Genomic DNA, 22,922 nt, shown 5'->3' on the forward strand with positions numbered 1-22,922 from the left:
TAGCTTCGACTATATAAATCCACAAACATCAGAGGTACCCCGGGATATGTATCGACTCAGGTCGTCGTGGCTATCGTTATGCGCGTTTGCCTTCGATACGTGCGCGGTCGCGCTTGCATGGATTGCGGCCTATGTGCTCCGTTTCAATGGCGCCGTTCCGGATGAGTTCCGCATGGGCGGCATGCATGCTTTGGCCGGTGTTGTTGTCACCTACGCGGTCCTGTTCCGCATCTTCGGTCTGTATCGCGGCATGTGGGTCTTCGCGAGCCTGCCTGATCTGATTCGCATATCGAAAGCGGTCTGCGCTGGCGCGTTGCTCGTCATGATCGGAGCGGTGATGTTCCAGCCCACGCCGATCATCCCGCGCTCGGTCCTGCTCGTCTCGCCACTGCTGCTCTTTCTCACGATGGGCGGCTCGCGCGCCCTCTACCGCACCACCAAGGAATTCCGCCGCTATGGTGGCCTTGTCGCGCAAGGCAAGCCGGTTGTCGTGTTAGGCGCCGGCACAGCCGGTGCCAGTCTCGCACGCGAGTTGTCCCGCTCGGCCGAATGGCGTCTCGTCGGCCTGCTCGACGATGAACCTGCGAAGCAAGGTCGCGAAATTTACGGCTACAAGGTGCTCGGCAGCATTGGCGACCTGCCGCGCATCGCTGCTGAACTGAAGACCGAATACGCGATCATCGCCATTCCCACGGCGTCCGTCGAGGCGCAGCGACGTGCCGCGACATTGTGTGTGCGCGCGGGGGTCCGCGCGATGGTTTTGCCGGCGCTGACCGCGATGTCGCAAGGCCAAGGCTTCCTGTCACGCATCCGCCAGATCGACCTCGAAGATCTGTTGGGCCGCGAACCGGTACGCATCGACACGCCTCACGTCGAAGCGCTTCTGCGGGACCGTGTAGTGATGGTCACCGGGGCCGGCGGCTCGATCGGCTCGGAGCTATGTCGCCAGATCTTGCGCTTCGAGCCCGCGCAACTTATTGCATTCGATATTTCCGAATTCGCCACGTACCAGCTGGCCGAAGAACTGCGCGAACGCTTTCCGACCGTACCGCTAATTCCCGTAGTCGGCGACGCCAAAGACTCGCTGCTGCTCGACGAAGTGATCTCGCGCCACACGCCGCACATTCTCTTTCACGCAGCCGCATACAAGCATGTGCCGCTCATGGAAGAACTGAACGCATGGCAGGCCGTGCGCAACAACGTGCTCGGCACTTATCGCGTCGCGCGCGCAGCGATCCGCCATGACGTGAAGCATTTTGTGCTGATCTCGACGGACAAGGCGGTCAATCCTACCAATGTGATGGGCGCGAGCAAGCGGCTCGCGGAGATGGCCTGCCAGGCGCTGCAACAGACCACGACGCGCACGAAGCTCGAGACCGTGCGCTTCGGCAATGTGCTTGGCAGCGCCGGCAGCGTGATACCAAAGTTCCAGCAGCAAATCGCGAAGGGCGGCCCGGTGACCGTTACCCACCCGGAGATCACGCGTTTCTTCATGACCATTCCCGAGGCGTCGCAACTGGTGTTGCAGGCATCGAGCATGGGCATGGGCGGCGAGATTTTCGTGCTCGACATGGGGCAGCCCGTGAGGATCGTCGATCTCGCGCGCGATCTGATTCGGCTCTACGGCTTTAACGAAGAGCAGGTGCCGATCGTGTTCAGCGGATTGCGCCCCGGCGAAAAACTTTACGAAGAACTGCTGGCCGACGACGAGGCCACGGTCCGCACGCCGCATCCGAAACTGCGTATTGCCCGGGCGCGTGAGGCAGCCAATAATCTGCTCGATGAATTGTTGCCTTGGCTTATGCAAAATCGCGTGCCGCAGGACGACGAAGTACGGCGCGATCTGCGGCGGTGGGTGCCTGAATATCAACCGGTTACCCCGCCTCTGCTGCAACCCGTGCAGCCGGCACGGCAGGCCATGTAGGGCTGACACCGGGCGCCAGGTCTTTCGCTTCAGAAACTCCAGAATTCAAATCCGCCGCGGCGGCGCTTGCAGGAATGCGCCGCACGCGGCCTGTTTATTTGCCCGATGCGACGGCTCGTTCTCGACTAATGAAACTTCTCTATGATTTGAACTCGCTGCGGCCGCCCCGTAGCGGCATCGGCTACTACACACAGCATCTGATTGAAGGGCTGCTCCGGCAGCCGGACGTGGAGGACATCGCGGGTTGGGTCGGATCGACGGTGTTTCAAGGAGCAAGCCTCGACGCATTGATGCGCACCGACGCCGCCCTCGGCAAAGCCGCGCAATTCAGCGATGGCCTGACTGCGTCGATGTTGCGCGCTGCGCGCCACGTGCCGGGTGTCTACAAGTCGCGCACCATCGTGCGCAACATCATGTCCGCAAGCGCGCGCAAAGACTTCGGCAGCCGCGGCTATCTGTACCATGAAACCAATTTCGTCGCGTCGCCGTATAAGGGGCCGAGCGTCGTGACGATTCATGATCTGTCCCATCGCCGCCATCCCGAGTTTCATCCGCGCGTCGCCGTCAAGTATCTTGACGACGGTTTGCCGCCGACGTTCCGCCAGGTGGGAAGGGTGATCGCAGATAGCCACTATACGAAGCGCGAGATCCACGATATCTACGGCTTGCCTGACGAGAAGGTCGTGACGATCCATCTCGGCGTCGAATCGTCGTTCCGGCCTTATTCGCAGGAAGAGTGCGCGCCCGCGCTCGACGAACTGGGATTGCGACATCGCGGCTTCGTGCTCTCAGTGTGTACATTGCAACCGCGCAAGAATTTGCGCAGGCTTGTCGAGGCGTTCGCCCGGCTGCCGGCCGACTTGCGGCATGCGTTTCCGCTCGTGCTGATCGGCGCGGACGGCTGGATGAATTCGGCGCTGATGCGCGACATCGAACCGCTCGCAAACGCAGGCCAGATCATTACGCCGGGGTATGTGTCGCGCGCGACGTTGCTGAAGCTCTACGCGTCGGCCGCGGTATTCGGCTATCCGTCGCTCTATGAAGGATTCGGCTTGCCGATTGCCGAAGCGCTCGCGAGCGGCGTGCCGGTGCTGACGTCGAACGTCACGTCGATTCCCGAAGTGGTGGGCGATGCGGCGCTCGTCGTCGATCCGTATTCGGTCGAGGAAATCGAAGCCGGTCTCGAGCGGATGCTGAACGACGAGCCGCTGCGCAACGATCTGATCGCGAAGGGACTGCGCCGTGCGGCTGAACTCACATGGGAACAGACCGTGCAGAAGACCGCCGACGTGTATCGTTCGCTAGTCGGGTAAGCGCGCGACGAATACAAGAGGATCACGATGCGGATCGCAGTAACAGGTGCCAACGGTTTCGTCGGCCGTACGCTTAGTACGGTGCTGTGCGATGCCGGTCATGAAGTGACCGCGCTCGTGCGGCGGGAGGGTGCACACGACCCGCGCGTGCGCGAGCTGGTCGTCGCCGACGATAACTTCGCAAGCCTTGCTGCAGGCAAGCCCGCGCTCGAACCGTGCGACACGCTGATTCTTCTTGCCGCGCGCGTGCACCTGATGACTGACGATGCGTCGGACCCGTTGGCCGCGTATCGCGCGACCAATGTCGAAGGGTCGATGAATGCGGCGCGTGCGGCAGTGAGCGCCGGTGCATCGCGCATTGTGTTCGTCAGCAGCGTAAAGGCACTCGGCGAAGACGAACCCGGCCGCCCGTGGCGCGAAGACGATATTCCCGCGCCGGTCGATCCATATGGCGTATCCAAATACGAAGCCGAAGCGGCGCTAATCGATTTTGGCCGTGCGAATGGCGTCGAGGTGGCGATCGTCAGGCCGCCGCTCGTCTACGGACCCGGCGTGCGTGCAAATTTCCTCGGGCTCGTCAAGGCGATCGAGCGCGGCTTGCCGCTGCCGCTTGGTTCAGTGGAGGCGCGCCGCAGCATGGTGTACGTCGGCAATCTGGCGGACGCGATCCGAGCATTGGCCACGCACGTGGGACCGGTCCATGGCGTCTTCCACGTCAGCGACCTCGACGATCAGACCGTCGCAGGCATGGTCCGCGCGATCGCGACGGAGCTGCATCGCCCCGCGCGTTTGTGGCCAGTGCCGGTGACGTGGCTGCGTGCAGCCGGCAAGCTGACCGGGAAGGGGCCGCAGGTGCAGCGCCTGACGAGCTCATTGCGTGTCGATTGCGCTCGGCTGCCGCGCGAATTGGGCTGGACTCCGCCGTGGTCCGTATCGCATGGACTCGCGGAGACGATTCGGGCGTTCAGGGCATCGCGCTGATCTGATATGAGCACCGACATCTACATGGCACACCCGCTCGCTCTGCTCGCCATCGCTCTACTTGCTGCGGTGCTCAGCTTCGGCATTCTTGCCGTGCTGCTGCGCACAGGCCTGGCATGGAAGATCGCGATCGACGTGCCGAACCAGCGTTCGCTACACACGCGGCCGGTGCCGCGTATCGGTGGATGGGGCTTGCTGCCTGCCGCTTCGATGCTGATCGCGCTGGAGGCGCCGTCGATGCGCGCGTTAGCCGGTGGCGCCGTGCTGCTTGGCATCGTCTCGCTGATCGATGACCGGCGAGGGCTGCCGGCGCGCATCCGGTTCGCCGCGCATATCGTGGTTGCCGCAGCGGCCGTGATGTTTTCGGCGGTCGACATCAACTGGTGGCTGGCAGCGGCTGCGGTGCTCGTGATCGTATGGCTCGTGAATCTGTATAACTTCATGGATGGCTCGAACGGGCTCGCAGGCGGGATGGCGGTGTTCGGCTTCGCCACTTATGCAGTGGCCGCTGCGCCATTGGAGCCCCAGCTAGCGCTCGCTGCTGCCGTTGTCGCGGGCGCGGCGCTCGGCTTTCTGGTGCTCAACTTCAATCCGGCGCGGATCTTTCTCGGCGATGTCGGTTCGATTCCGCTCGGCTTTCTTGCCGGTGCGCTCGGCTTTTGGGGTTGGCAGCACGGCGTTTGGCCTGTGTGGTTTCCCGCGCTGGCCTTTGCGCCTTTTATCGCGGACGCGACCGTCACGCTGCTGCGTCGGCTCGCGCGGGGAGAAAAGGTCTGGCAGGCGCATCGCGAACACTACTATCAACGGCTCGTTCAACTGAACAGCACGCATGTGCAGGTCGCTTTGCTTTATTACTGGCTGATGCTCGTCGGGTCATCGATCGCGCTGCTCGCGCGCAACCTGCCGGACGCACTTCAGTGGATGATGGTTGCAGTCTGGTATGGCGTGCTCGCAGTCGTCGGCTTCGCGATCGACAGGCGCTGGCAAGGGCATCTGCGCGCCCAGCGCGATAGCGGCGGCAGGTAGCAGCGTCGAAACCGACTCTGCCGCTATCCCTTGTGCCCCTTACGCACCACCAACCACCGCGGCGACTTGAACCGCACGATACTCACATAAAGCCACACATAAGTCGCCGCAAACACCACAACAAAGCAGAACAGGTGCACCGTATGCCGCCAGAACAGCGTCGCCGGAATCACCGCGATCAGACACAGCAACCATAAATACGGCGACGTCAGCGAATTGCGCTGCGTCAGCTCCCGCGCCGTCTTCACGCCCACCGCCCAGCGCATCAACCGCTTATAAACGAGCATATGCAGGTGCACGCCATCTGGAATGCCAGGCGACATCCCGCGAATAAACTTCTTCCGGTAGATCGAGAAGCACGTCTCGAAGATCGGGTACATGAACAGCAGCACCGGATACCACGCCGATACATCGCGATTGCGCATCACGAGCATGATCGACAGCTCGCCGAGCATGAATCCCACGAAATAGGCGCCGCCGTCGCCAAGAAAAATCAGCCCCGCCGGGAAGTTCCAGATAAAGAAGCCCATCACCGCGCCCATCATGATCAGCGACGCCGAGAGCACGACCGGGTCATGCACCTGGAACGCGACATACCCGAGCGACGCGAACATCATGAACGCGACCATCGACGCAAGCCCGTTGAAGCCGTCGATGATGTTGATCGCGTTCGCGAGTGCCGCGACCGCAAGCACGGTGACGCCGCACGAAATAGCCGCGTAGGTCAGCAGAAAATCGAGCGGCGGCACGCTGATGCGTGTAACCGCGATATGCAGAAGAAAGTAGGCGAGCGCCGCGGCAGCCATCGTGCAGATAAGACGCGCCAGCGGCGAGACGCGCTTCGTCAGGTCTTCGATCAGTCCGGCGCCGAACGCGGGCAATCCGCATGCAACGAGAAACAGAATGCCGTTCGACACGGCCGGATATGCATGCTGCAACTGCACGGCCGAGGCAACGAGGCCCAACAGAATGCCGATCCCGCCGACACGCGGCACCGGGTGCGCATGGAATTTCTGGGCGCCCGACAGATCGTTGTCTAGCGAGAACCGTTCATGCAGATGCGCGTAGCGGACGATCAGCAGCGTAATCAGCAGGGAAACGATGAAACCGAGCGCGAAGCTAAGCATGAGAAGAGGCCGGGCAGTGGGCCGGCAAGTGCGGCCCGAACACAAAACGCACGATTATACAAATGATCCATGACGCATCCGGCATCGCGCTTGACCGCCGGCTTCTCATGGATTGTCCCTATCAGCCGGCAAGGCCCCGCTGCCGATATGACGAGTGCGGAGATCTCAGCACGCATCCGCGATCATGTTCGGGAGACTACATGCTTAAACACATCACCATCCGCGGGGGACTGACTTTCATTATCGTCCTGTTCGTCGCGCTGCTGCTGACCGTGATCGGCGTCGGTTACGGTTCGCTGAAGGCGACCAACGACGGTCTGCGCGATGCGCAACGCGGCTCCGCGTCGCTCGCTTCATTGAATGCGAGTTCGGAAAAGCTGCTCCAGGTGCGGCTTGCACTTGGCAGCTATGAAACGCTGTTTAGCGTCGGCAAGGCGACCGAAGCGATGCTCAATGCCGCCCATAAGCTGCTTGCCGATTCGAACAACGACTTCCGTGCCTATGCGGAAGGCGCGTTCGTCAGCGACGAGGAACGCGCGCTTGCGCAGACGGCCGCCAAGGCGCGCGCCGCGCTCGTTTCCGAGGCGCTCGAGCCCGAATACAAGGCGCTTGTCGATAACGACTTCAATACGTTCCGCACGATCCAGGGCGAAACCGCGGACCGCTACTACGCGCCGTACGCCAAAGCGATCGACGCATTACAGCGATACGAGGCCGACAACCAGCGCCGCGACGCGGAAGCGGCGGCGCGGCAGTTCCGCATCTCGGCGATCGCCTTCGGCAGTGTCGGGCTGGCGGCGATCCTGATAGGCGTGCTCGCGCGTATCGCCATGTCGATCGCGTTCGTGCGGCCCATCGAGCGAACGATCGCGCATTTCCGTAGCATTGCCGCCGGTGATCTGACGGTAGGCGTGCAAAGTCATTCGCGTAACGAAATGGGCCAGCTGCTTGCCGCGCTCGCGCAGATGCGCGATGGGCTTGCGAGTACGGTCTCCGATGTGCGAGGCGGCAGCAACGCGATTGCGCATAGCGTCACGGAAATCGCGGCCGGCAATCTCGATCTGTCGAATCGTACGGGGCAGCAGGCCGCAGCGCTCGAGCGCACGGCGGCAAGCATCGAGCAGATGTCGTCAACGGTCCGCCAGAACGCGGAAAACGCCAAGGAAGCAAACCGTCTCGCGCAGGGTGCGCTCCAGACAGTGAGTCGCGGTGCGGATGTCGTGAACCGCGTGATCGACACGATGAGCGGCATCACGAATTCGTCGCGCAAGGTCACGGAGATCACGGGCGTGATCGAAGGGATCGCATTCCAGACGAACATTCTCGCGCTGAACGCAGCGGTTGAAGCGGCGCGCGCAGGTGAAGACGGCCGCGGTTTTTCGGTCGTTGCGGCCGAGGTTCGCAGTCTCGCGCAGCGCTCGGCGACCGCAGCGAAGGAGATCAAGGATCTGCTCGGCGAGTCGGCGACGCAGGTCGAACTCGGTGCGTCTCTGGTCGGCGAAGCGGGCGGCACGATGGCCGATGCGCGTCTGGCCGTCGAACGCATGACCGGCATCATGGGCGAACTCGAAGACGCTGCCGATGCACAGCGTGCGCGCATCGAACAGGTCAATCAGGAGATCGCACAGATCGATCAGGTCACGCAGAACAATGCGGCGCTAGTCGAAGAGGCTGCCGCAGCGGCGAAATCGCTGGAGGAGCAGACCGACGCCTTGAGACAGGCGGTCGCGGTGTTCAGGCTCGGCAGTGGCAGCGGCGGGTTTGCACCTCACGACGCGCCCGTTCGCGACGCAGCCGCGCACTCGCCGATGCCCGCCGCCGCCATGGCCGTATAAGCGGATGTGCGCGCCGCGTCAGTTGCGAACTGCGGACTCCATGCGTATTTCGCTGCTGACTTCGCCGCTCTGAGCCGGCGCGCTACTGTGCACATAGTCGATCGCTTGGACGACCTCTGCGACCGTCGGCACCACGCCATCGCCGCCGATCGACGTCGAGCGGTAGGGCGCCTGATTGCCTGAGTGGACGGACGACGTCACGGTGAAGATCATGACTGTGCGCTTGCCGAGCGCATGTGCAAGATGCGCGAAACCGGTATCGACGCCCACGACGAGCGCCGACGCGTCGATCATCTGTGCGATGGCAGTCACGCTCAACTGCGGCAGCAGGTGCGCTTGCGGCGCCTGCTCGATGATCTTCTGTGCCTCTTCGCGCTCGGCTGGCGAACCCCAAGGCAAAACCACATGGAAACCGCGTTGGACGAGTTCCTTTGCCACCGCGATCCAATGTTCAGTGGGCCACTTTTTGTCGTCCTTGGATGTCGCATGAAACAGCACGGCAAGCGGGGCCCCGCCCGTATCGACGATCGGTTGATCCGGGCGCGGAATCCGCAGGTTGTAGACCGCGGGATTGTCGGCGCGATAGCCGAGCGCATCGGCTACCGTGTCACGCATGCCTTGCCACGCATTGACGTCCTGTCGCGGCACGAAGCGATGCGTATAGGCAAAAGCGGCGCCCTGTTCCCCGAGATTCTTCGAGTGATAACCATAGCGCCGCGCCGAACGCGTGAGAAACGCGATGATTGCGCTTTTATACACCCCGTGAATATCCATCACCGCGTCATAGCGGTGCGCGCGCAATTCCGATATCGACGCGAAAATCGCCTTGAAATCCGACCAGCGTCGCGCCTTTTTAAAACGACGCAGCGGCGCGCATAGCACACGGTCAATGCCTTCATTCCAATGCGCGACATCGGCGAACACTTCATCGCATGCCCAGTCGACCACGACGCCGGGAAAGGCGCGCTTCAAGTCCGCGACGACGGGCTGCGCCTGAATGACGTCGCCCAGTGACGTGACTTTGATGACGAGGATTCGCTTCATGGATAGCCCACAGATAATGTTTCGATGCCCGGAATCAAACCCGCGATCAAAAGCGTCGAAATGGGCATGGAATGGGATCGGCAAGTGCGGCATTCTAGCAGCGGCGGAACTCGAGAGGAATGCGGGCTTTGCGTCGGGCCAACTTGCAGTAAGGGAACGGTATACTCCTTTTCCTTTTGCATCGAGACCAGTGCAATGCCAGAACAGTTGCGTCCTTCGCCCCGGCCGACCTTGGGCGTTGCGATCATCGCGCTCAATAGCGCAACGCGGCTTGCGCAATGCCTTGAGGCCGCCGCATTTGCCGACGAGATCGTGGTGGTCGACGGCGGCAGCGCCGACGGCACGGCCGCCATTGCCGAAGCGCATGGCGCGCGCGTGATTGTCGAGCGCGAGTGGCCGGGCTTCGGTCCGCAAAAGAACCGGGCCTTAGCCGCGCTATCGACAGACTGGATTCTTTCCATCGATACGGACGAAGTCGTGACGCCTGAACTTGCGGCCTCGATTCGCGCCGCAATCGAGGCGCCGCGCGCCGATGTTTATGCAGTCGACCGCTTATCGAATTTTTGCGGCCATTGGGTGCGCCATAGCGGCTGGTATCCGGATTGGGTACCGAGACTTTTCAAACGCGGTGCGGCGCGCTTTTCAGACGATCTCGTGCATGAGCGGCTCGTATTCGAATCGCCTGCGGCAAATCTCACGGGCAAGTTGTTGCATTACTCCTACGATGACTTCGACACCGTGTTGCATAAACTCAACGCGTATTCGAGTGCCGGCGCACGTCAACGGCTTGACCGGGGCGCGCACGGCGGACTGGCGCGCGCCCTGGGGCATGGATTTTGGACCTTCGTGCGCAGTTACGTGCTTAAACGAGGGTTTCTCGACGGACGGGCCGGCCTTATAATCGCGATATCGAGCGCGGAGGGCAGCTATTATCGCTATCTGAAGCTAATGCTCGCGGGGGCCATTAAAAAGAAGTAGAAGCAGCGGGGCTAATGGCAAAGGTTGAAGATAACCAACCAGCATAAAAAGAAGTGAAAAATGGCAGATATAAAAAAGACCAACGACCTTATTTCGGTCATCGTCACGACCTATAACCGTCCTGATGCTTTGCAACTGGTGCTCGACGGATGCTTCGCACAGACGGATCGCAACTTCGAGATCGTGATAGCCGACGACGGCTCCGGCATGTCGACGCGCGAATTGATCGAGCGAATTGCACAACGGGCAGCGGTGCCCGTTACTCACGTCTGGCAACCGGACGAAGGCTTTCGCGCAGCAGCGAGCCGCAACAAGGGCATTGCGCGTGCACGTGGCAAGTATCTGATTTTCCTCGACGGCGATTGTGTGCCTCAACGCGATTTCATCGCACGGCACCGGGCGCTTGCGGCGCCGCGTACGGTTGTCACCGGCAGCCGCGTTTTGCTTGGCCAGAAGCTGACTAAAGCGGCGCTCGCCCGACGTCTGCCGATTTTCGAACTGTCGACATGGTTCTGGCTGCGCCAGCGCGCGACGGGGCAGATCAACAAGGTGCTGCCGTTGCTGACTCGGTTACCTGATATTTCCCGACGACGTGTAAATGGTTTCGTCTGGCGCGGCATCAAGACGTGCAATCTGGCCGCGTGGCGTTCGGACATCGAAGCGATAAACGGCTTCGACGAAACCTTCACGGGCTGGGGACACGAAGACGCCGATCTCGTGGTTCGCCTGCACAATTCGGGCGTCGCGAGAAAGAACGGATTCTGCGCGACGGAGGTGCTCCATCTGTGGCATGCACATGAAGCGCGAGACAGAGAAAAGCAAAACCAGGAACGTGTGATTGCCCGGCTTGCGCGGGGCACTACGCGCGCCGAGCGCGGGCTCCACGAACCGGAGCACGCCGTTGAAGAGAACCAGCACGCGGATGTGATCGACACACCGTCTTTATTGGAGCAATGAATTGCAAGTATCGATGCAGGACATCCGAAAAACTCCCTCGCACCGGATCACGGCTGCGCGTGTCTGCGCAGTCCTCGCGCTTTGCATGGTGCCGATATCGACAGCGGTGACTAACATAGCATGCGCGCTTTTTGTACTCGTGTTGCTTAGCGCTCCGGAGTTCTGGCGCAACCTGCCGTCAGTGCTTCGACACCGCTCGGCGCTTTCGGCGCTGCTATTGTTCGGCGCTCTGCTGGTCGGTGTGGGTTATACCGTGGCGCCGCATTCGGAAGCGTGGTCCTGGCTCGGCAAGTATGTGAAGCTGCTGATCCTGCCGTTTGCCGTCGTCGCTTTCGAAGACGCCGACGCGAACTGGCAGGCTATCGTGTGCCGCAGTCTGTTCGTGACGCTCGCTGTCGTCGCCGTGCTGTCGACGACGAACTACATCGGCCTGACCGCTCTCGGCCCCGCGCATAATCCGCTGGAGCCTGATACGCGTGCATGGGTGTTCAAGAATCGTATTTCAGGCGGCATGCTGAGCGCGCTTCTGTTCTACCAGGCCGCCGATCTGGCATTCACGGCACGCAGCTCCCGTTGGCGCCTCGTTCTGGCGGCGGTTGCCGCGCTCGCATTCGTCAACGTGCTCGTCATGCTTCAGGGCCGAACGGCGCAGATCGTTGCACTGATCTTCTTGCTCGTCGTGGCGGCACGGTTGTCGTTTGTTAACCGCAGCACGCTGCGCTTGCATCCGGTGCTTTGCGGTGCGGGTCTCATCGCGGTTGCTGGACTGACGCTGGTTGTGGCGTGTTCAGTGCCCAGCGGGAGATTGTTGCAGGTGGCCTCGGAAGTGCGCGAATACCGCCAGACAGATGCTATGACCTCGTCTGGTTTGCGTCTCGAGTGGTATCGCAAGAGCCTGGAACTGATCAAACAGAGGCCGGTTTTCGGATACGGCACGGCCGGCCTTGGCACCGAGTTCACGAAGTTGACTGCCGGCAAGACTGGCGCGGAAGGTTTGCCGACTCATAACCCCCATAACGAATATCTGCTGCTGGGCGTGCAGCTGGGCGGGCTCGGTATCGCGCTGTTTATCAATCTGCTCGCGCAAATCGCCCGTGATGCAATGGCGCTCGAGCGGCGGCCCCGACATTTGCTCCTGGCTTGGCTCGCCGCATTTGCGCTCGGTTGTCTCGCTAACTCGATGTTGCTCGACTTCACTGAAGGGCACATGCTGGTGCTGCTTGCCGGTATTCTGCTCGGCTGCGGCTATCGCCGCAGCGCTGCGACAAAAGATGAGCGTTTGAGCAGGCAGAGCGGAAGCGCTACACCGCGAGCTGCGTGAGAGGTGCGCGCCGAAGGGCGCGTACGCCTTTCGCTAGCGCTTGAGGCGTGTATCGAGCGGACACAGCTGATAAATAAACGGTTCGCTGCCAACATGAGCGGCATACCGCTCGCATTTCAACGACCGTAGCGACATCCCGTGTTGCATCAGGACTTCGTTAGTGCGAGCGGCTTCAGGGATATTCTGTTGCTCCAGGTCGCGCTTGTCGTCGTCGCGCAGTCCGAGGCGACATGTCCCGTCCGCATTGTTCTCCACGGCCGCGTGAAGGTGCAGTCGCGCGATTGTCCGTCGAACCATTCCGCAACCTGAGGGCGAGTCCATCAGGCCGAAGTGGCGCACGATCGAATCCACTCTCGCGACATTTGCGATGCGCCAGTTCTCGTAGCCCTTCATCACGACGAATGCGGGGCCCCCGCGTTGCTGGATCAGTGTCTTCACCTTCTCGTCATAGACCGGTGTCGTCGGGAACGCGTCCACTTTGACGAACGCGACGTTCGCCGGATAGAAAGACGCAAGCCAGCCCCAACCGGACGCAGCGCCGACGATCACGACCGTCGTATGCGCGGGATCTGCGAGTGCCGGCACCTCGGCGCGAAATGCGCGCCAGGCCCATCTCTCGTGGCCGAACGTCGGCGCGCCGCCCAATACGACAACCAGTGTTGCAACCACGAGCGCGCCAGCGGTAACACGTTTGCCCACACCGCGTTCAGGCAGAAGATCGACTAGCACCACGTACAACGCAAGCGGTGTCAGCACTTCCATTGCAACCGTGTACCGGTAAATGCTGAAAACCTTGAGCCAGACGATGTAGCCTACGCAAACGTACACAATCAGGAATGCCCGTTTCGCATCGATGGCCGACCTGGGCTCATTCGCGTTGCGGGCCCGCAGTGCACGCCATGCGGCAACGGGCGCCCAGACGATCAGACTGACGTATAGCAGTGCCCAGATAATCTGGTGAACATGGAGTTCCGTTACGCGCTGCGAATTCCACGAAAAAATGAACGGCCAGAGCAGCACTTCGTGCCAACTCGTCGGGAACCAGCGCGTGTCCGCGACAGCGACGGGCGGGACTAGATCATTCGGAAAGATGTTGCTGAACTGCGGAAACACCGGGTTGCGGAACATGTCCCACATCTTCATGAACCAGAACCCGGCGGTTGCGGCGATGCCGGCGAGTACCCCTAGTCCGACGAAGAACGCGGCGCGTAGTCTCGCCACGGCATGACCGGGCAAGGTGAGGCAGGCCGAGCAGATCGCGACTGGATAGACAGCATTGGTCAGCTTGAGCCCTGCGGCGCAGCCCGCCAACAGACCCGCCAGGAACGCAAACGCGAATGCGCGAACCGACAGGACCGTGAGTTGATGCCAGCGGTTCAGGATCAATGCGACGGCCGCGAGCACGAGTAGCGCAGTGGTATCGTCACCCATCGTATTGCCGATGCCAACGAGGAAATTCGCCGTCAGGCAGCCGGCGAGGGCGAGCAGCAGGGGCGTCCGGTAACGCTCATCTGGCGACAAACCGCTTAAGATGCTGCGCGCGATCTCGAGCACAAGCACAAACACGAGCACGTGCAGCACACCCAGCGCGAAACCAACGAAGGGGGCGGGCAGATACTTGTAGAGCAACCATGGAACGACATCGAGCAACGGATTGAAATACGTCTGCATGCCCGCCGGCGCAATGTCGATTTCCAGCTTGCCGTTCAGCAGAGCGAACGCGTTATAGAGGTGATAGTTCAGCTGATCCCAGTTGCGATCCTGCCCAAGCCACAGCGAGTAAACGCCAAACAGGAGCGGCACGAGAAAACGCGCACGCCGCCACGCTTCTCTGCTGTTCAAATCGATTGTGCGCAAGCGAGCAAGTCGACTGCAAGTGCGACGCAAAAGGCCGGACCTGGAAGCAGTTTGCATCTTTTAATGCCCCGGTTTATAGACCCAATGCCGGGCCACCAGAAAATTGAAAACGAGCCCCGCAAGCGACCCCGCTGCCACCGCGAACAACGGCAGCATCGCATTCTTCGGCAACACCGCGATCGCCGCGCAATACGCGCCGTAGTTGACGAGCCCTCCGCCGCACATTGCAAGCAGATAGCGTCCGCCTTCCCGCCAGATCGAACCGCCCCTGGCCGGCGCAAACGTAAACCGCCGGTTCAGCTGCCACGTCGTATAGACCGCGGCAAGAAACGACACCGCCCGCCCCAAGTAATACCCCGCGCCGAGATGCAGACACAAATAAAGCACCGAAGCGTCGACAACGAACCCAACCGTGCCGACAATGACGAATCGCAAGAGCTGACTATTCATTCGGTAAAGACGCCGATTGCCGGATCGCGTTCGAAGGAGCGCCCACGCTCAGATACGCAAACCGTTTGGCTTCCGCGCGGCCGCGCGTAACCGTATCGAGCACGAGGCCGCAAACGAGCAGCAATGTGCCGAACAACATCAGCGCGGCGCACAGCAGGGCGGTCGGCAGCCGCGGCACGAGCCCCGTTTCGACGTAGGTCTCGAACACCGGCACCGCAAGCAGTATCGACGCAAGCGCGCACACGGCAAATCCGATCGAAAAGAACAGCAATGGTTTCTCGACCTTGAAGAGACGCAGGATCATCAGCAGGATGCGGACACCATCGCGATACGTGTTGAGCTTGCTGGCCGAGCCTTCCGGCCGCGACCGGTAAGCGGTGCTGATCTCGGCCACGGGCATCCGCAATTCGAGCGCATGCACGGCGAGCTCGGTTTCGATCTCGAAGCCCGTCGAATGCGCGGGAAACGACTTCACGAAGCGGCGCGAGAAGATCCTGTACCCAGACAGCATGTCGGAAAACGAATTGCCGAAAATGCGCGCCGCGAAACGTGTGAGCATCGCATTGCCGAAGCGATGGCCGCGCCGGTACGCGAGTTCTTCATCGGAAACGCGCGCGCCGACCACCATATCGAGGTCTTCGTCGATCAGCCGGTCGATAAACGCCGGAGCATCGGCCGCGTCATACGTATCGTCGCCGTCGACAAGCACATAGACGTCCGCATCGACATCGGCGAACATGCGGCGCACGACATTGCCTTTTCCCTGATAGGCAACGCGCCGCACGATCGCGCCGGCCTTCGACGCTCGTTCGATGGTCCCGTCGGAAGAGTTATTGTCGAACACATAGACGCGCGCGCCGGGCAATTGCGCCGCAAAGTCCCGGACCACGGCCTCGATCGTCGCTTCTTCGTTGTAGCAAGGGATCAGAACGGCGACATGGGCCGCAGAGATATTTTTCATTGAGTAGCTGGTCGTCGGCGGCAAGCGCGGCACCCCGTGGACGGCCGCGGCGGATTCACGCTTCGCTATAAGGCACGGCTGTAAGCGGCGGTTATTTTCTCATGAGTCCGCGCGCACGCGAAATCCAGTCATTCTGACCGTACCTGTAAGGCAATTCAGGTATGCATGACACGTAACCGTCTTGCGTATCGGGTAAAATCGTCTTCAGCCCGGAATTTCAAGGAAAAATTACCGTGAACCTAAGGCTGAGATCCTGGGTCGGGGAAGTGCTGTCCGCTTTTTGCGCCGTGCTTCTGTTCGTCGTGATGTTCGATCACATGATGGCGATCAAATTCGCCGCCATCGCCGTCGTTGTCGCGATCACCGTCTTCCTCATCGTTCATTCGCTCGTGCACGCGCCGCGCGAGGTCCGCTTTCCGTTGTCGCTGCCGCTCGGCCTGTGGGCCGGATGGGCGCTGCTATCAACAATCTGGAGTGTCGACCCGCAAGCGACGCTGCATGCGTGGCTCGATGAAATCGCCTACCCGGGCGCCTGCTTTTTCGCGTTCTGGCTGCTCGGCCGCGAGGCGATGCATCAGCGGCGCATGCAGGCCGCGTCGTGGCTCGCGTGCGGCGCGCTCGCAGTGGCGAGCGTCGTCGGCTTCCATTTTCTCGATCCCGCTGCACCGAAGCCGGGCCTGCTGCACTTTTACGCGCGCGTCGGCCATACGAGCACGGTCGCGCTGATGGCAATCTCCGTGTTCGCCGCGATGGCGGCCGTGCGCAACACGCGGCTGCTCGGCGTGGTCGGTGTCCTGTTTTGCGTCGTGATCGGCGCGGCGACACTGAACCGGTTCTTCTGGATCGCGCTGGCAGTCGTCGGCGTCGTGCTGTTGTGGCCGCACGCGGGCTCGAGGCAAGCGCGGCGCCGCGCATATCTGATGCTCGGCGCAATGCTCGTCGCCATTGCTTGCGCGACGCTGCTGAGCAACCAGATGCGCTTGATGGCGCTCGTGCCGGCAGCGATCGCGCAGGGCAGCGGCACGAGCGTGACGCAGCGCCCGGCCGATGCGCCGCTTGCCGATTCGTATCGCGCCGCGAGTGGTGCAGCGTCGCAGGATCTGCTCGAACGCCTGGACCATCTGGGCGGCATCGACGCGGCGACTTCGCACGACACGCGTCCGAAAATCTGGGCCTTCTATGCGAGTCAGTTGCATAAACATCCGTGGCTAGGCGTCGGCTTCGGCAAGCCGCTGCCCGCGCTCGCCTATGGGCATCTGGTTCCTGCTGCGCTGTTCAAGCTAGACGAGAACGTAAAGACGCATGCGCATAATCTGTTTCTGAACACGCTTCTGCAAACCGGCGTAATCGGTCTTGCACTGCAGCTCGTGCTGTTCGCGAGCATTGGCCGGCGCTTTTACGCGGTGCGCGTCACGCGCCCGATGCTGTGCCGGGCAGGTCTTGCGCTTCTGCTCGGCATGCTCGCAAAGAATATGACCGACGACTTCATGTGGCAGTCGACCGCGCTGATGTTCTGGGCATGCTGCGGCTGGCTGCTCGGCCAGTGCGAAGCGGCCACCGCGCGGCGCGCCAGTCCGGGCGTGCGCGATGCCGGCCAGCGCTTTGCGCATGAACGGCCGGCGGCGCCGCTCGCGGTGCACTCGAAGCAAGGCGAACTGCAGATCTGAGGTCCGTCGTACAACATCGCGCGCAACGCGTTCACCCCAAAGCGACGCCCGCTTAAACCTTCGTATCACCCTGCTCAACTTTCGTGTAGCGCGATGTAACACGTTGGTGGAATGGCTCCTGTCCGGATAACGCGCTAACGTAGCGAAACCGCCTCAATTGAAGTGGCCTTCGCGGATTGCAACGCGCGAGGACCTCCACGAGCGACGATGGGGGGACTGCTCGATGCACGCGAAACACAGCCGGACCGATCCGTGGTCGCAGACCTTGTGTCTGCTCGATTCGCTATCGTGTGCGGAAGAAACATCATCGGGCCAGAGCCTCGCCCGCTCATCGGGCGCCAGGGTTTCCGCGCGCCGCAGCGCGCACCGCCGCGCTGCCGCGGTTGCCTGCGCGTCGGATAAACGCGGCGCGCACATCAAGGTGCTCGAGCGGCCGACCAGCAGGACCGCCATCGTCACATGGGGCGATCCGACCTCGTGTCATTACGGCGATCAGGTCTGGCGCGTTGCGCGAGCGTCCAGTGACGGCTATTGTGCTTTGAGCGGGCAGCAGATCCGCCGGGGCGACGTGGTCTATCGTCCGTCGCACTATCGGCTTGCACCGGCCAATGCCGGCTCGATGATGCTCGCGGCATGCGTGCTCGTCGCGCCGATCGGCGAAGAAGTCTGCGAGCCGGAGCTTGAACTTGAAGCCACAGGTTGAAAACGAAGCGGGTTGAAGAAAAGAAGTCAACGAAGAAAGTAGATCAGCAGCAAAGAAACGGGCGCCGCCGGCGCCCGGAAAACTAAACACCCTTGGCAACGATGGAGGTTCACGTGAATAAGCCGTTGAAGATGTTGGTCGGTACCAGTATTGCCCTGATGATGTCGTTTGGCATCCAGGCCGCGCATGCGCAGGACGACACCGCGGCGTCCGCGCCGATGGCGAAGCCGACCCATAAGCAGAAGTGGCATGCCGATCACAAGCTTGAAGGTCAGGTGCGGCACGCACTGACGACGCACAAGATCGAGTCGTCCGACATTCGTGTGGTGGCGCGCGGCGGCGTCGTGACGCTGGACGGCACCGTCCAGGACGAGTCGCAGATCGCACAAGCGGCGACCGTCGCGCAAAGCGTGACGGGCGTCAAGTCGGTGAAGAACAACCTCAGCAAGCACGAAGCAGGCAACTGATCTCGTGTCGGATCCAGCCGGCGGCATCTGTCGATCAGCGCGACTTCGACAGATCCGGCGGCTGGTCTTGCAGAATGAAGTAGCGGTTGTTTTCGCGGCACTGAGTTTGACGATTCAATGGCGCAAATCGCCGCTATTCATATTTGCGCCGGTTATGCACGGCCTGGTATTAATCGATTGAATTGGGCCTGCATATAAGGCGGGAGAAAGAAAGCGCGCGAATACGGTTTCTGCAGCGCTATGCAATTTGAATAATTCGACTACTTGATGCGAGTCATCGACGTGCCGCCGCACAATGGGCGGTTTTGCTATACGTTTGTATGATTTGCGGGCCGCATCCCGCGATCTATTCTCTTGCAAGCAAAGAGAAAAAGGCACGGCCTGGATCCGTAAATTTGCAGAGTTATTCTCCAGACTCAGGGTCCGCCGCGTGGATACGTCCCACATTGTTAGCATTGTCGATGACGACGACGCGGTGCGCCTCGCAACCGCAAGCCTGATCCGTTCGTTTGGCTGGGATGTCAACGATTTTGCGTCCGCAGAGGCCTATCTCAGTTCCGGCCAGATCGATCAAACTTCGTTTCTGATTTCCGATATCCGTATGCCGGGAATGTCGGGCATTGAATTGCTCGATTGCCTAATGAAACAGGGCTGCGCGCCGCCGACCATATTCATCACCGCTTTTCCGACCGCCGTTCTGCATGCGCAAACCCAGGCGCAAGGCGCATTGGCGCTGCTCGAAAAACCGGTCGACGCAAACGTGATCGCGCACTGGTTGACCACCGCGCTCGGTAGTCCATAGAGCATCGTTAGCGTCGTGCCGCTGCGATCGGCGCGATCGGCTCAGTTAACTGCCTCGGTCAGCCGCCTCAGTCGGAGCGTCGCCCGTCGGGCCGCGACGCACGCGTGTTACGACGCACGTTCACCGTGCGTGCCGATGCCGATCGCTTCCGCTTTCCTGACGAGATCGGCTACCGAGCGCGCTTCCATCTTCTTCATCACCTGGCCGCGATGGATCTTCACGGTGATCTCGGAGAGTTTCATTTCCGCGGCGATCTGCTTGTTCATGAGGCCGACCACCACATATTCCATGACCTGCTGTTCGCGCGGCGTGAGCGTGTTGTAGCACGAGCGCACCGATGCAACGGCCTGCTCTGCGTCGATGCGCTTCGCGTCCTGCGCGAGCGCATGCGCGACCGCGTCGAGCATGTCCTGATCGCGAAAGGGTTTGGTAAAGAAATCGAGTGCGCCTGCTTTCATGGCCTTGACCGACATTGCGATGTCGCCGTGTCCCGTCATGAAGACGATCGGTATGCGCATATCGGTCTTCGCGGCTTCTTCCTGGAATGCCAAACCGCTTTCGCCGCGTAAACGGACATCGAGTACGAGACAGCTCGGCGCGTCCGATTTCGGGTAATCGAGAAACGCACGCGAAGACGCGAAGGTTTCCACGCGCAGGCCGACCGAGCGCAACAAGGCGCCAAGCGCGGTGCGCATCGCTTCATCGTCGTCGACGACATAGACCACCGACGGCGCCGCCTGCGCCGTCACGCTGGTCGAAGTTGAAAGCATTTGCTGCGAATTCATGTGCCCCTCCAACTGTAGCGGGAGACCCTACCGCATCTCATTAGCCGCTGTCGGTTATTTGATGTCAAGTTTGCATGCAGTATAGATACTAGTTGTTTCGCTTTTGCTGTTAAAGCAGTTCGGCGGAAAAAATATTCCTGTATGCGTGGCTACGCCGCGACATTGGTGTCGGTTATACGATGTTTTTTGCAAGCGGGGGCAGGATGCACTCGAATGTCGCACCGTGCGTTTCGTTGTTGAAAGCCGAAATTCTGCCGCCGTGTGCATCGATGATCGAACGGCAGATCGACAGGCCCATCCCCATGCCATGCGCCTTCGTACTGAAGAATGCATCGAAAAGGCGTTCCGCGTGGCCAAGGGCGATCCCGCTGCCGCAGTCGCGCACCGCGAGCTGAACATCGCCGTCCGCCGTGAGGGCGGTCTCGATCGACAGCTCGCGCGCCCATCCGGTCACGCCGTCCATCGACTGAATCCCATTCATCACGAGATTGATCAGCACCTGCTGCAACTGAACGCGGTCGCCGAGCACCGGCGGCAGGAGCGGCGCGAGCCGTACGCGCAGCGACACCTGGTGGCTCAGCACTTCGCGCTGCGTGAGCGAGACGACGTCGTTGACGACATCGTTGAGCTCGAGCGGCACCCTTTGCCCCGTGTCCTTCTTCGCGAGCGTGCGGATACGCCTCACGATTTCGGTCGCGCGCCGTCCTTCGCCGATGATACGGCTGACGCCCGCGCGCACCTCGTCGGGTTGCGGCGCGGGATTGTCGAGCCAGCGCAGGCACGCTTCGCCGTTCGTGACGATCGCCGCGAGCGGCTGTCCGACTTCGTGCGCGATCGACGCGGACAGCTCGCCGAGCGTCGTCACGCGCGTGACGCGCGCAAGCTCCGCCTGTGCGTGGTGCAGTTGCTGCTCCGATTGCCGCGCTTGCGTCACATCCATGATCGCGCCGGCGTAATGCAGCCGCTCGGGCTCGTCTTTCATCACATGCGCGACCACGTGCAGGTATTTCACCGCCCCGTCCGGCAACACCAGACGAAACTCGAAGTCGAAATCGTGCTTGTGCGTCGACGCGCGGCCGATCGTGTCGCGAAACCGTTCGACGTCGTCGGGATGCACGCGTTGCAGCACGAGTTCGAGCGTCGGCACGATGCCCGGATCGAACTCGAAAATCCGGAACGTTTGTTCGGACCAAAGCACCTCGCCGCTCCATACGTTCCAGCCGAAACTGCCTGTGCGGCTCAAGCGCTGCGCTTCGGCGAGATAGGTCGCCTGGCTGCGCCGCAGCGCTTCTTCGGCCTGTTTGCGCGCGGTGATGTCGTTGCCGGTCTCGAGTATCGTGGCGGCTCGCCCGCTGCCGTTACGCTGCAGCGACCAGCGGCTCGCGATCACGAGCACCGTGCCGTCGCGCCGCGTATGAATCAGTTCGCCGTCCCAGCGGCCGGTGCGCAGCAGCGTGGCGGTCACTTCCTCGAGCGACGTCGGAAACCGCGTCTTGAGCAGCAGATGAATGTTCTCGCCGATCGCATCGCGTTTCTTCCAGCAGTACATCTCCTCGGCGCCGTAATTCCAGAACAGGATCGTGCCGTCCATGTCGCGCACGATAATCGTGTCGTGCGTGAGATCGAGCAGCCGCGCCTGTTCGAGTTGCGTCACGCCGAGCATGCGCGCATGCCGCACGAGCCCGGTGATCGCGAACGCCGCGATCAGATACGTTACTAATGCGGGAACGTCCTGTTTGTACTGGATTTCGAAGGTAAGGACCGGCGCGATAAAGAAGTAGTCGATAAACAGCACGGCCATGATGGAAAGCCCGATCGACATCACGAAGCTGCCCACGAGCGAAATCAGCACGACCGCAATCAGAAAGATCGACTCGGCGGCAATCGGATTCAGGCCAAGCTTGTAGCACACCCAACCGAGCAGGCCGAGCGCGACGAATCCGCCCGCCCAGCCGAACGCAAGCCGGCGCAGCGTATCGGACGGATGAGAGAGATCGGCGCGCACCCAGCGCACCCATACGTCTCGCCAGCGGTTGCTGCGTGGTGTCGCTTCAAAGAGCGAAGTCATGGCTTCCGGACAAGGTCACAAAGTCACTCGATGGTCGATGCGGTAGCTGGACGTTGCCGATCCGGGTGCGCCTTTGGTGTGATCACGATGCGTGGTCGCTGCGTGGTCAGGGGGCGGCCGTGTTGCATCAGGCGACGTGTCGGTTCGAGACGGGCGTCAAGCTGATCTTACCTGCGCGCGCGTTTCGCATATATCGAAGGGGAAAGCTATTCAGTCGAAAACGAAAAACCGTGCGATTCTTGAATGGAATTGTATGAGGAAAGCGCGGCGACAGGAATGAACTGCGGCGGCTTTGACGACACGTGTCGTATCGGCCGCCATGCCGGCGCAGGCACAGTGGTATTCAGTTTAGCGCGCGCACGTCTTCGTCTGTGCTCGCATTCGCGTAGCTCTTCAGCGCACCTTCGAGTTCTTCGCCGAGCAGGAAAATTTCCTCGGCATAGCCGGCGGCGACGCGGCCTGCTTCGGTGAGCTGTACATTACGCCCGGCGCGCTCGAACAGCTGGCAGCCGAGGCGCGCTTCGAGCACCTTGATCTGGCCGCTCAGCGTTTGCGGCGTGATATGAATCCGCTGCCCGGCACGGATCATGCCGCCGGTGCGTGCGGCCATCCAGAAGTAGTACAGGTGTCTGAAGTTCATGGCGATCTCTCCACAG

Annotated in this window: 20 protein-coding genes; 12 read left to right on the plus strand and 8 right to left on the minus strand. The window is 61.4% G+C overall.

The annotated features are described in order from the left end of the window. Nucleotides 1-46 precede the first annotated feature (46 nt). The 4 genes from QYH69_RS12565 to QYH69_RS12580 all read left to right on the plus strand — a co-directional run bounded on the left by QYH69_RS12565 (nt 47) and on the right by QYH69_RS12580 (nt 5,244). Nucleotides 47-1,924, plus strand: coding sequence for a nucleoside-diphosphate sugar epimerase/dehydratase (locus tag QYH69_RS12565; protein WP_308832181.1), 1,878 nt, complete (start codon nt 47-49; stop codon nt 1,922-1,924). 128 nt (nt 1,925-2,052) lie between these two features. Continuing rightward, nucleotides 2,053-3,237 carry a glycosyltransferase family 1 protein gene (locus QYH69_RS12570; RefSeq protein ID WP_308832182.1) on the plus strand — a complete coding sequence of 395 codons (1,185 nt, stop codon included), beginning with the start codon at nt 2,053-2,055 and terminating at the stop codon, nt 3,235-3,237. A 27-nt stretch (nt 3,238-3,264) separates the two neighbouring features. Beyond that, the gene (locus QYH69_RS12575; protein ID WP_308832183.1) at nt 3,265-4,218 is read left to right on the plus strand and encodes an NAD-dependent epimerase/dehydratase family protein; all 954 of its coding nucleotides are present in this window, start codon (nt 3,265-3,267) and stop codon (nt 4,216-4,218) included. A gap of 6 nt (nt 4,219-4,224) precedes the next feature. After that, entirely contained in the window at nt 4,225-5,244 is a 1,020-nt protein-coding gene (locus QYH69_RS12580; protein WP_308832184.1) for a glycosyltransferase family 4 protein, read from the plus strand. A 23-nt stretch (nt 5,245-5,267) separates the two neighbouring features. On the opposite strand, the gene QYH69_RS12585 is transcribed toward QYH69_RS12580, so the two are convergent. After that, nucleotides 5,268-6,371 carry a glycosyltransferase gene (locus tag QYH69_RS12585; RefSeq protein ID WP_308832185.1) on the minus strand — a complete coding sequence of 368 codons (1,104 nt, stop codon included), beginning with the start codon at nt 6,369-6,371 and terminating at the stop codon, nt 5,268-5,270. A 200-nt stretch (nt 6,372-6,571) separates the two neighbouring features. Between QYH69_RS12585 and QYH69_RS12590 the strand changes: the two genes are divergently transcribed. Then, entirely contained in the window at nt 6,572-8,206 is a 1,635-nt protein-coding gene (locus QYH69_RS12590) for a methyl-accepting chemotaxis protein (protein ID WP_308832186.1), read from the plus strand. A gap of 18 nt (nt 8,207-8,224) precedes the next feature. On the opposite strand, the gene waaC is transcribed toward QYH69_RS12590, so the two are convergent. Further along, nucleotides 8,225-9,250 (minus strand): lipopolysaccharide heptosyltransferase I, encoded by a 1,026-nt coding sequence (gene waaC, locus QYH69_RS12595; RefSeq protein WP_308832187.1) that lies wholly within the window; start codon nt 9,248-9,250, stop codon nt 8,225-8,227. A gap of 195 nt (nt 9,251-9,445) precedes the next feature. Between waaC and QYH69_RS12600 the strand changes: the two genes are divergently transcribed. The 3 genes from QYH69_RS12600 to QYH69_RS12610 all read left to right on the plus strand — a co-directional run bounded on the left by QYH69_RS12600 (nt 9,446) and on the right by QYH69_RS12610 (nt 12,506). Beyond that, nucleotides 9,446-10,228, plus strand: coding sequence for a glycosyltransferase family 2 protein (locus QYH69_RS12600; RefSeq protein ID WP_308832212.1), 783 nt, complete (start codon nt 9,446-9,448; stop codon nt 10,226-10,228). Between the two features lie 60 nt (nt 10,229-10,288). Then, complete coding sequence (locus QYH69_RS12605; protein ID WP_308832188.1) at nt 10,289-11,185, plus strand: glycosyltransferase family 2 protein; 897 nt, start codon at nt 10,289-10,291, stop codon at nt 11,183-11,185. Nucleotides 11,186-11,270: 85 nt separating this feature from the next. Further along, nucleotides 11,271-12,506: an O-antigen ligase family protein gene (locus QYH69_RS12610; protein ID WP_308832213.1), complete on the plus strand. Its 1,236-nt coding sequence runs from the start codon at nt 11,271-11,273 to the stop codon at nt 12,504-12,506. Nucleotides 12,507-12,539: 33 nt separating this feature from the next. Here the strand turns inward: QYH69_RS12610 and QYH69_RS12615 are convergent, their stop codons facing one another. The 3 genes from QYH69_RS12615 to QYH69_RS12625 all read right to left on the minus strand — a co-directional run bounded on the left by QYH69_RS12615 (nt 12,540) and on the right by QYH69_RS12625 (nt 15,774). Next, on the minus strand, nt 12,540-14,348 hold the full coding sequence (locus QYH69_RS12615) for a hypothetical protein (RefSeq protein ID WP_308832189.1): 1,809 nt from the start codon (nt 14,346-14,348) through the stop codon (nt 12,540-12,542). A 75-nt stretch (nt 14,349-14,423) separates the two neighbouring features. Beyond that, complete coding sequence (locus QYH69_RS12620; RefSeq protein ID WP_308832190.1) at nt 14,424-14,813, minus strand: GtrA family protein; 390 nt, start codon at nt 14,811-14,813, stop codon at nt 14,424-14,426. Beyond that, nucleotides 14,806-15,774, minus strand: coding sequence for a glycosyltransferase family 2 protein (locus QYH69_RS12625; protein ID WP_308832191.1), 969 nt, complete (start codon nt 15,772-15,774; stop codon nt 14,806-14,808). Before QYH69_RS12625 ends, QYH69_RS12620 begins: the two co-directional genes overlap by 8 nt. 233 nt (nt 15,775-16,007) lie before the next feature. Here QYH69_RS12625 and QYH69_RS12630 point away from each other — a divergent pair, with 233 nt between their 5' ends. The 4 genes from QYH69_RS12630 (at nt 16,008) to QYH69_RS12645 (ending at nt 19,413) form a co-directional block, all read left to right on the plus strand. Beyond that, entirely contained in the window at nt 16,008-17,441 is a 1,434-nt protein-coding gene (locus QYH69_RS12630; RefSeq protein ID WP_308832192.1) for an O-antigen ligase family protein, read from the plus strand. A 223-nt stretch (nt 17,442-17,664) separates the two neighbouring features. Then, on the plus strand, nt 17,665-18,144 hold the full coding sequence (locus QYH69_RS12635) for a DUF3331 domain-containing protein (RefSeq protein ID WP_308832193.1): 480 nt from the start codon (nt 17,665-17,667) through the stop codon (nt 18,142-18,144). A gap of 113 nt (nt 18,145-18,257) precedes the next feature. After that, nucleotides 18,258-18,611: a BON domain-containing protein gene (locus QYH69_RS12640; protein ID WP_308832194.1), complete on the plus strand. Its 354-nt coding sequence runs from the start codon at nt 18,258-18,260 to the stop codon at nt 18,609-18,611. 295 nt (nt 18,612-18,906) lie between these two features. Next, on the plus strand, nt 18,907-19,413 hold the full coding sequence (locus tag QYH69_RS12645; RefSeq protein ID WP_308832195.1) for a response regulator: 507 nt from the start codon (nt 18,907-18,909) through the stop codon (nt 19,411-19,413). 107 nt (nt 19,414-19,520) lie between these two features. On the opposite strand, the gene QYH69_RS12650 is transcribed toward QYH69_RS12645, so the two are convergent. The 3 genes from QYH69_RS12650 to QYH69_RS12660 form a co-directional block, all read right to left on the minus strand. Beyond that, on the minus strand, nt 19,521-20,198 hold the full coding sequence (locus QYH69_RS12650; protein ID WP_308832196.1) for a response regulator transcription factor: 678 nt from the start codon (nt 20,196-20,198) through the stop codon (nt 19,521-19,523). 172 nt (nt 20,199-20,370) lie between these two features. After that, nucleotides 20,371-22,266: an ATP-binding protein gene (locus tag QYH69_RS12655; protein WP_308832197.1), complete on the minus strand. Its 1,896-nt coding sequence runs from the start codon at nt 22,264-22,266 to the stop codon at nt 20,371-20,373. 343 nt (nt 22,267-22,609) lie between these two features. Further along, a complete protein-coding gene (locus QYH69_RS12660) occupies nt 22,610-22,906 on the minus strand; it encodes a LysR family transcriptional regulator (protein WP_374992398.1) in 297 nt (98 codons plus the stop codon). Between the last annotated feature and the right edge of the window lie 16 nt (nt 22,907-22,922).

Source organism: Paraburkholderia sp. SARCC-3016 (genome assembly GCF_031119615.1).
Classification (GTDB): Bacteria; Pseudomonadota; Gammaproteobacteria; order Burkholderiales; family Burkholderiaceae; genus Paraburkholderia.

Excerpts from the sequence above, each read along its gene's own strand:
- QYH69_RS12585 (WP_308832185.1), bottom strand. The coding sequence starts at position 6,371 with ATGCTTAGCTTCGCGCTCGGTTTCATCGTTTCCCTGCTGATTACGCTG.
- QYH69_RS12580 (WP_308832184.1), top strand. The coding sequence starts at position 4,225 with ATGAGCACCGACATCTACATGGCACACCCGCTCGCTCTGCTCGCCATC.
- QYH69_RS12565 (WP_308832181.1), top strand. The coding sequence starts at position 47 with ATGTATCGACTCAGGTCGTCGTGGCTATCGTTATGCGCGTTTGCCTTC.
- QYH69_RS12590 (WP_308832186.1), top strand. The coding sequence starts at position 6,572 with ATGCTTAAACACATCACCATCCGCGGGGGACTGACTTTCATTATCGTC.
- QYH69_RS12610 (WP_308832213.1), top strand. The coding sequence starts at position 11,271 with ATGGTGCCGATATCGACAGCGGTGACTAACATAGCATGCGCGCTTTTT.
- QYH69_RS12605 (WP_308832188.1), top strand. The coding sequence starts at position 10,289 with ATGGCAGATATAAAAAAGACCAACGACCTTATTTCGGTCATCGTCACG.
- QYH69_RS12650 (WP_308832196.1), bottom strand. The coding sequence starts at position 20,198 with ATGAATTCGCAGCAAATGCTTTCAACTTCGACCAGCGTGACGGCGCAG.
- QYH69_RS12655 (WP_308832197.1), bottom strand. The coding sequence starts at position 22,266 with ATGACTTCGCTCTTTGAAGCGACACCACGCAGCAACCGCTGGCGAGAC.
- QYH69_RS12570 (WP_308832182.1), top strand. The coding sequence starts at position 2,053 with ATGAAACTTCTCTATGATTTGAACTCGCTGCGGCCGCCCCGTAGCGGC.
- QYH69_RS12575 (WP_308832183.1), top strand. The coding sequence starts at position 3,265 with ATGCGGATCGCAGTAACAGGTGCCAACGGTTTCGTCGGCCGTACGCTT.
- QYH69_RS12620 (WP_308832190.1), bottom strand. The coding sequence starts at position 14,813 with ATGAATAGTCAGCTCTTGCGATTCGTCATTGTCGGCACGGTTGGGTTC.
- QYH69_RS12645 (WP_308832195.1), top strand. The coding sequence starts at position 18,907 with ATGGGCGGTTTTGCTATACGTTTGTATGATTTGCGGGCCGCATCCCGC.
- QYH69_RS12625 (WP_308832191.1), bottom strand. The coding sequence starts at position 15,774 with ATGAAAAATATCTCTGCGGCCCATGTCGCCGTTCTGATCCCTTGCTAC.
- QYH69_RS12635 (WP_308832193.1), top strand. The coding sequence starts at position 17,665 with ATGCACGCGAAACACAGCCGGACCGATCCGTGGTCGCAGACCTTGTGT.
- waaC (WP_308832187.1), bottom strand. The coding sequence starts at position 9,250 with ATGAAGCGAATCCTCGTCATCAAAGTCACGTCACTGGGCGACGTCATT.
- QYH69_RS12600 (WP_308832212.1), top strand. The coding sequence starts at position 9,446 with ATGCCAGAACAGTTGCGTCCTTCGCCCCGGCCGACCTTGGGCGTTGCG.
- QYH69_RS12660 (WP_374992398.1), bottom strand. The coding sequence starts at position 22,906 with ATGAACTTCAGACACCTGTACTACTTCTGGATGGCCGCACGCACCGGC.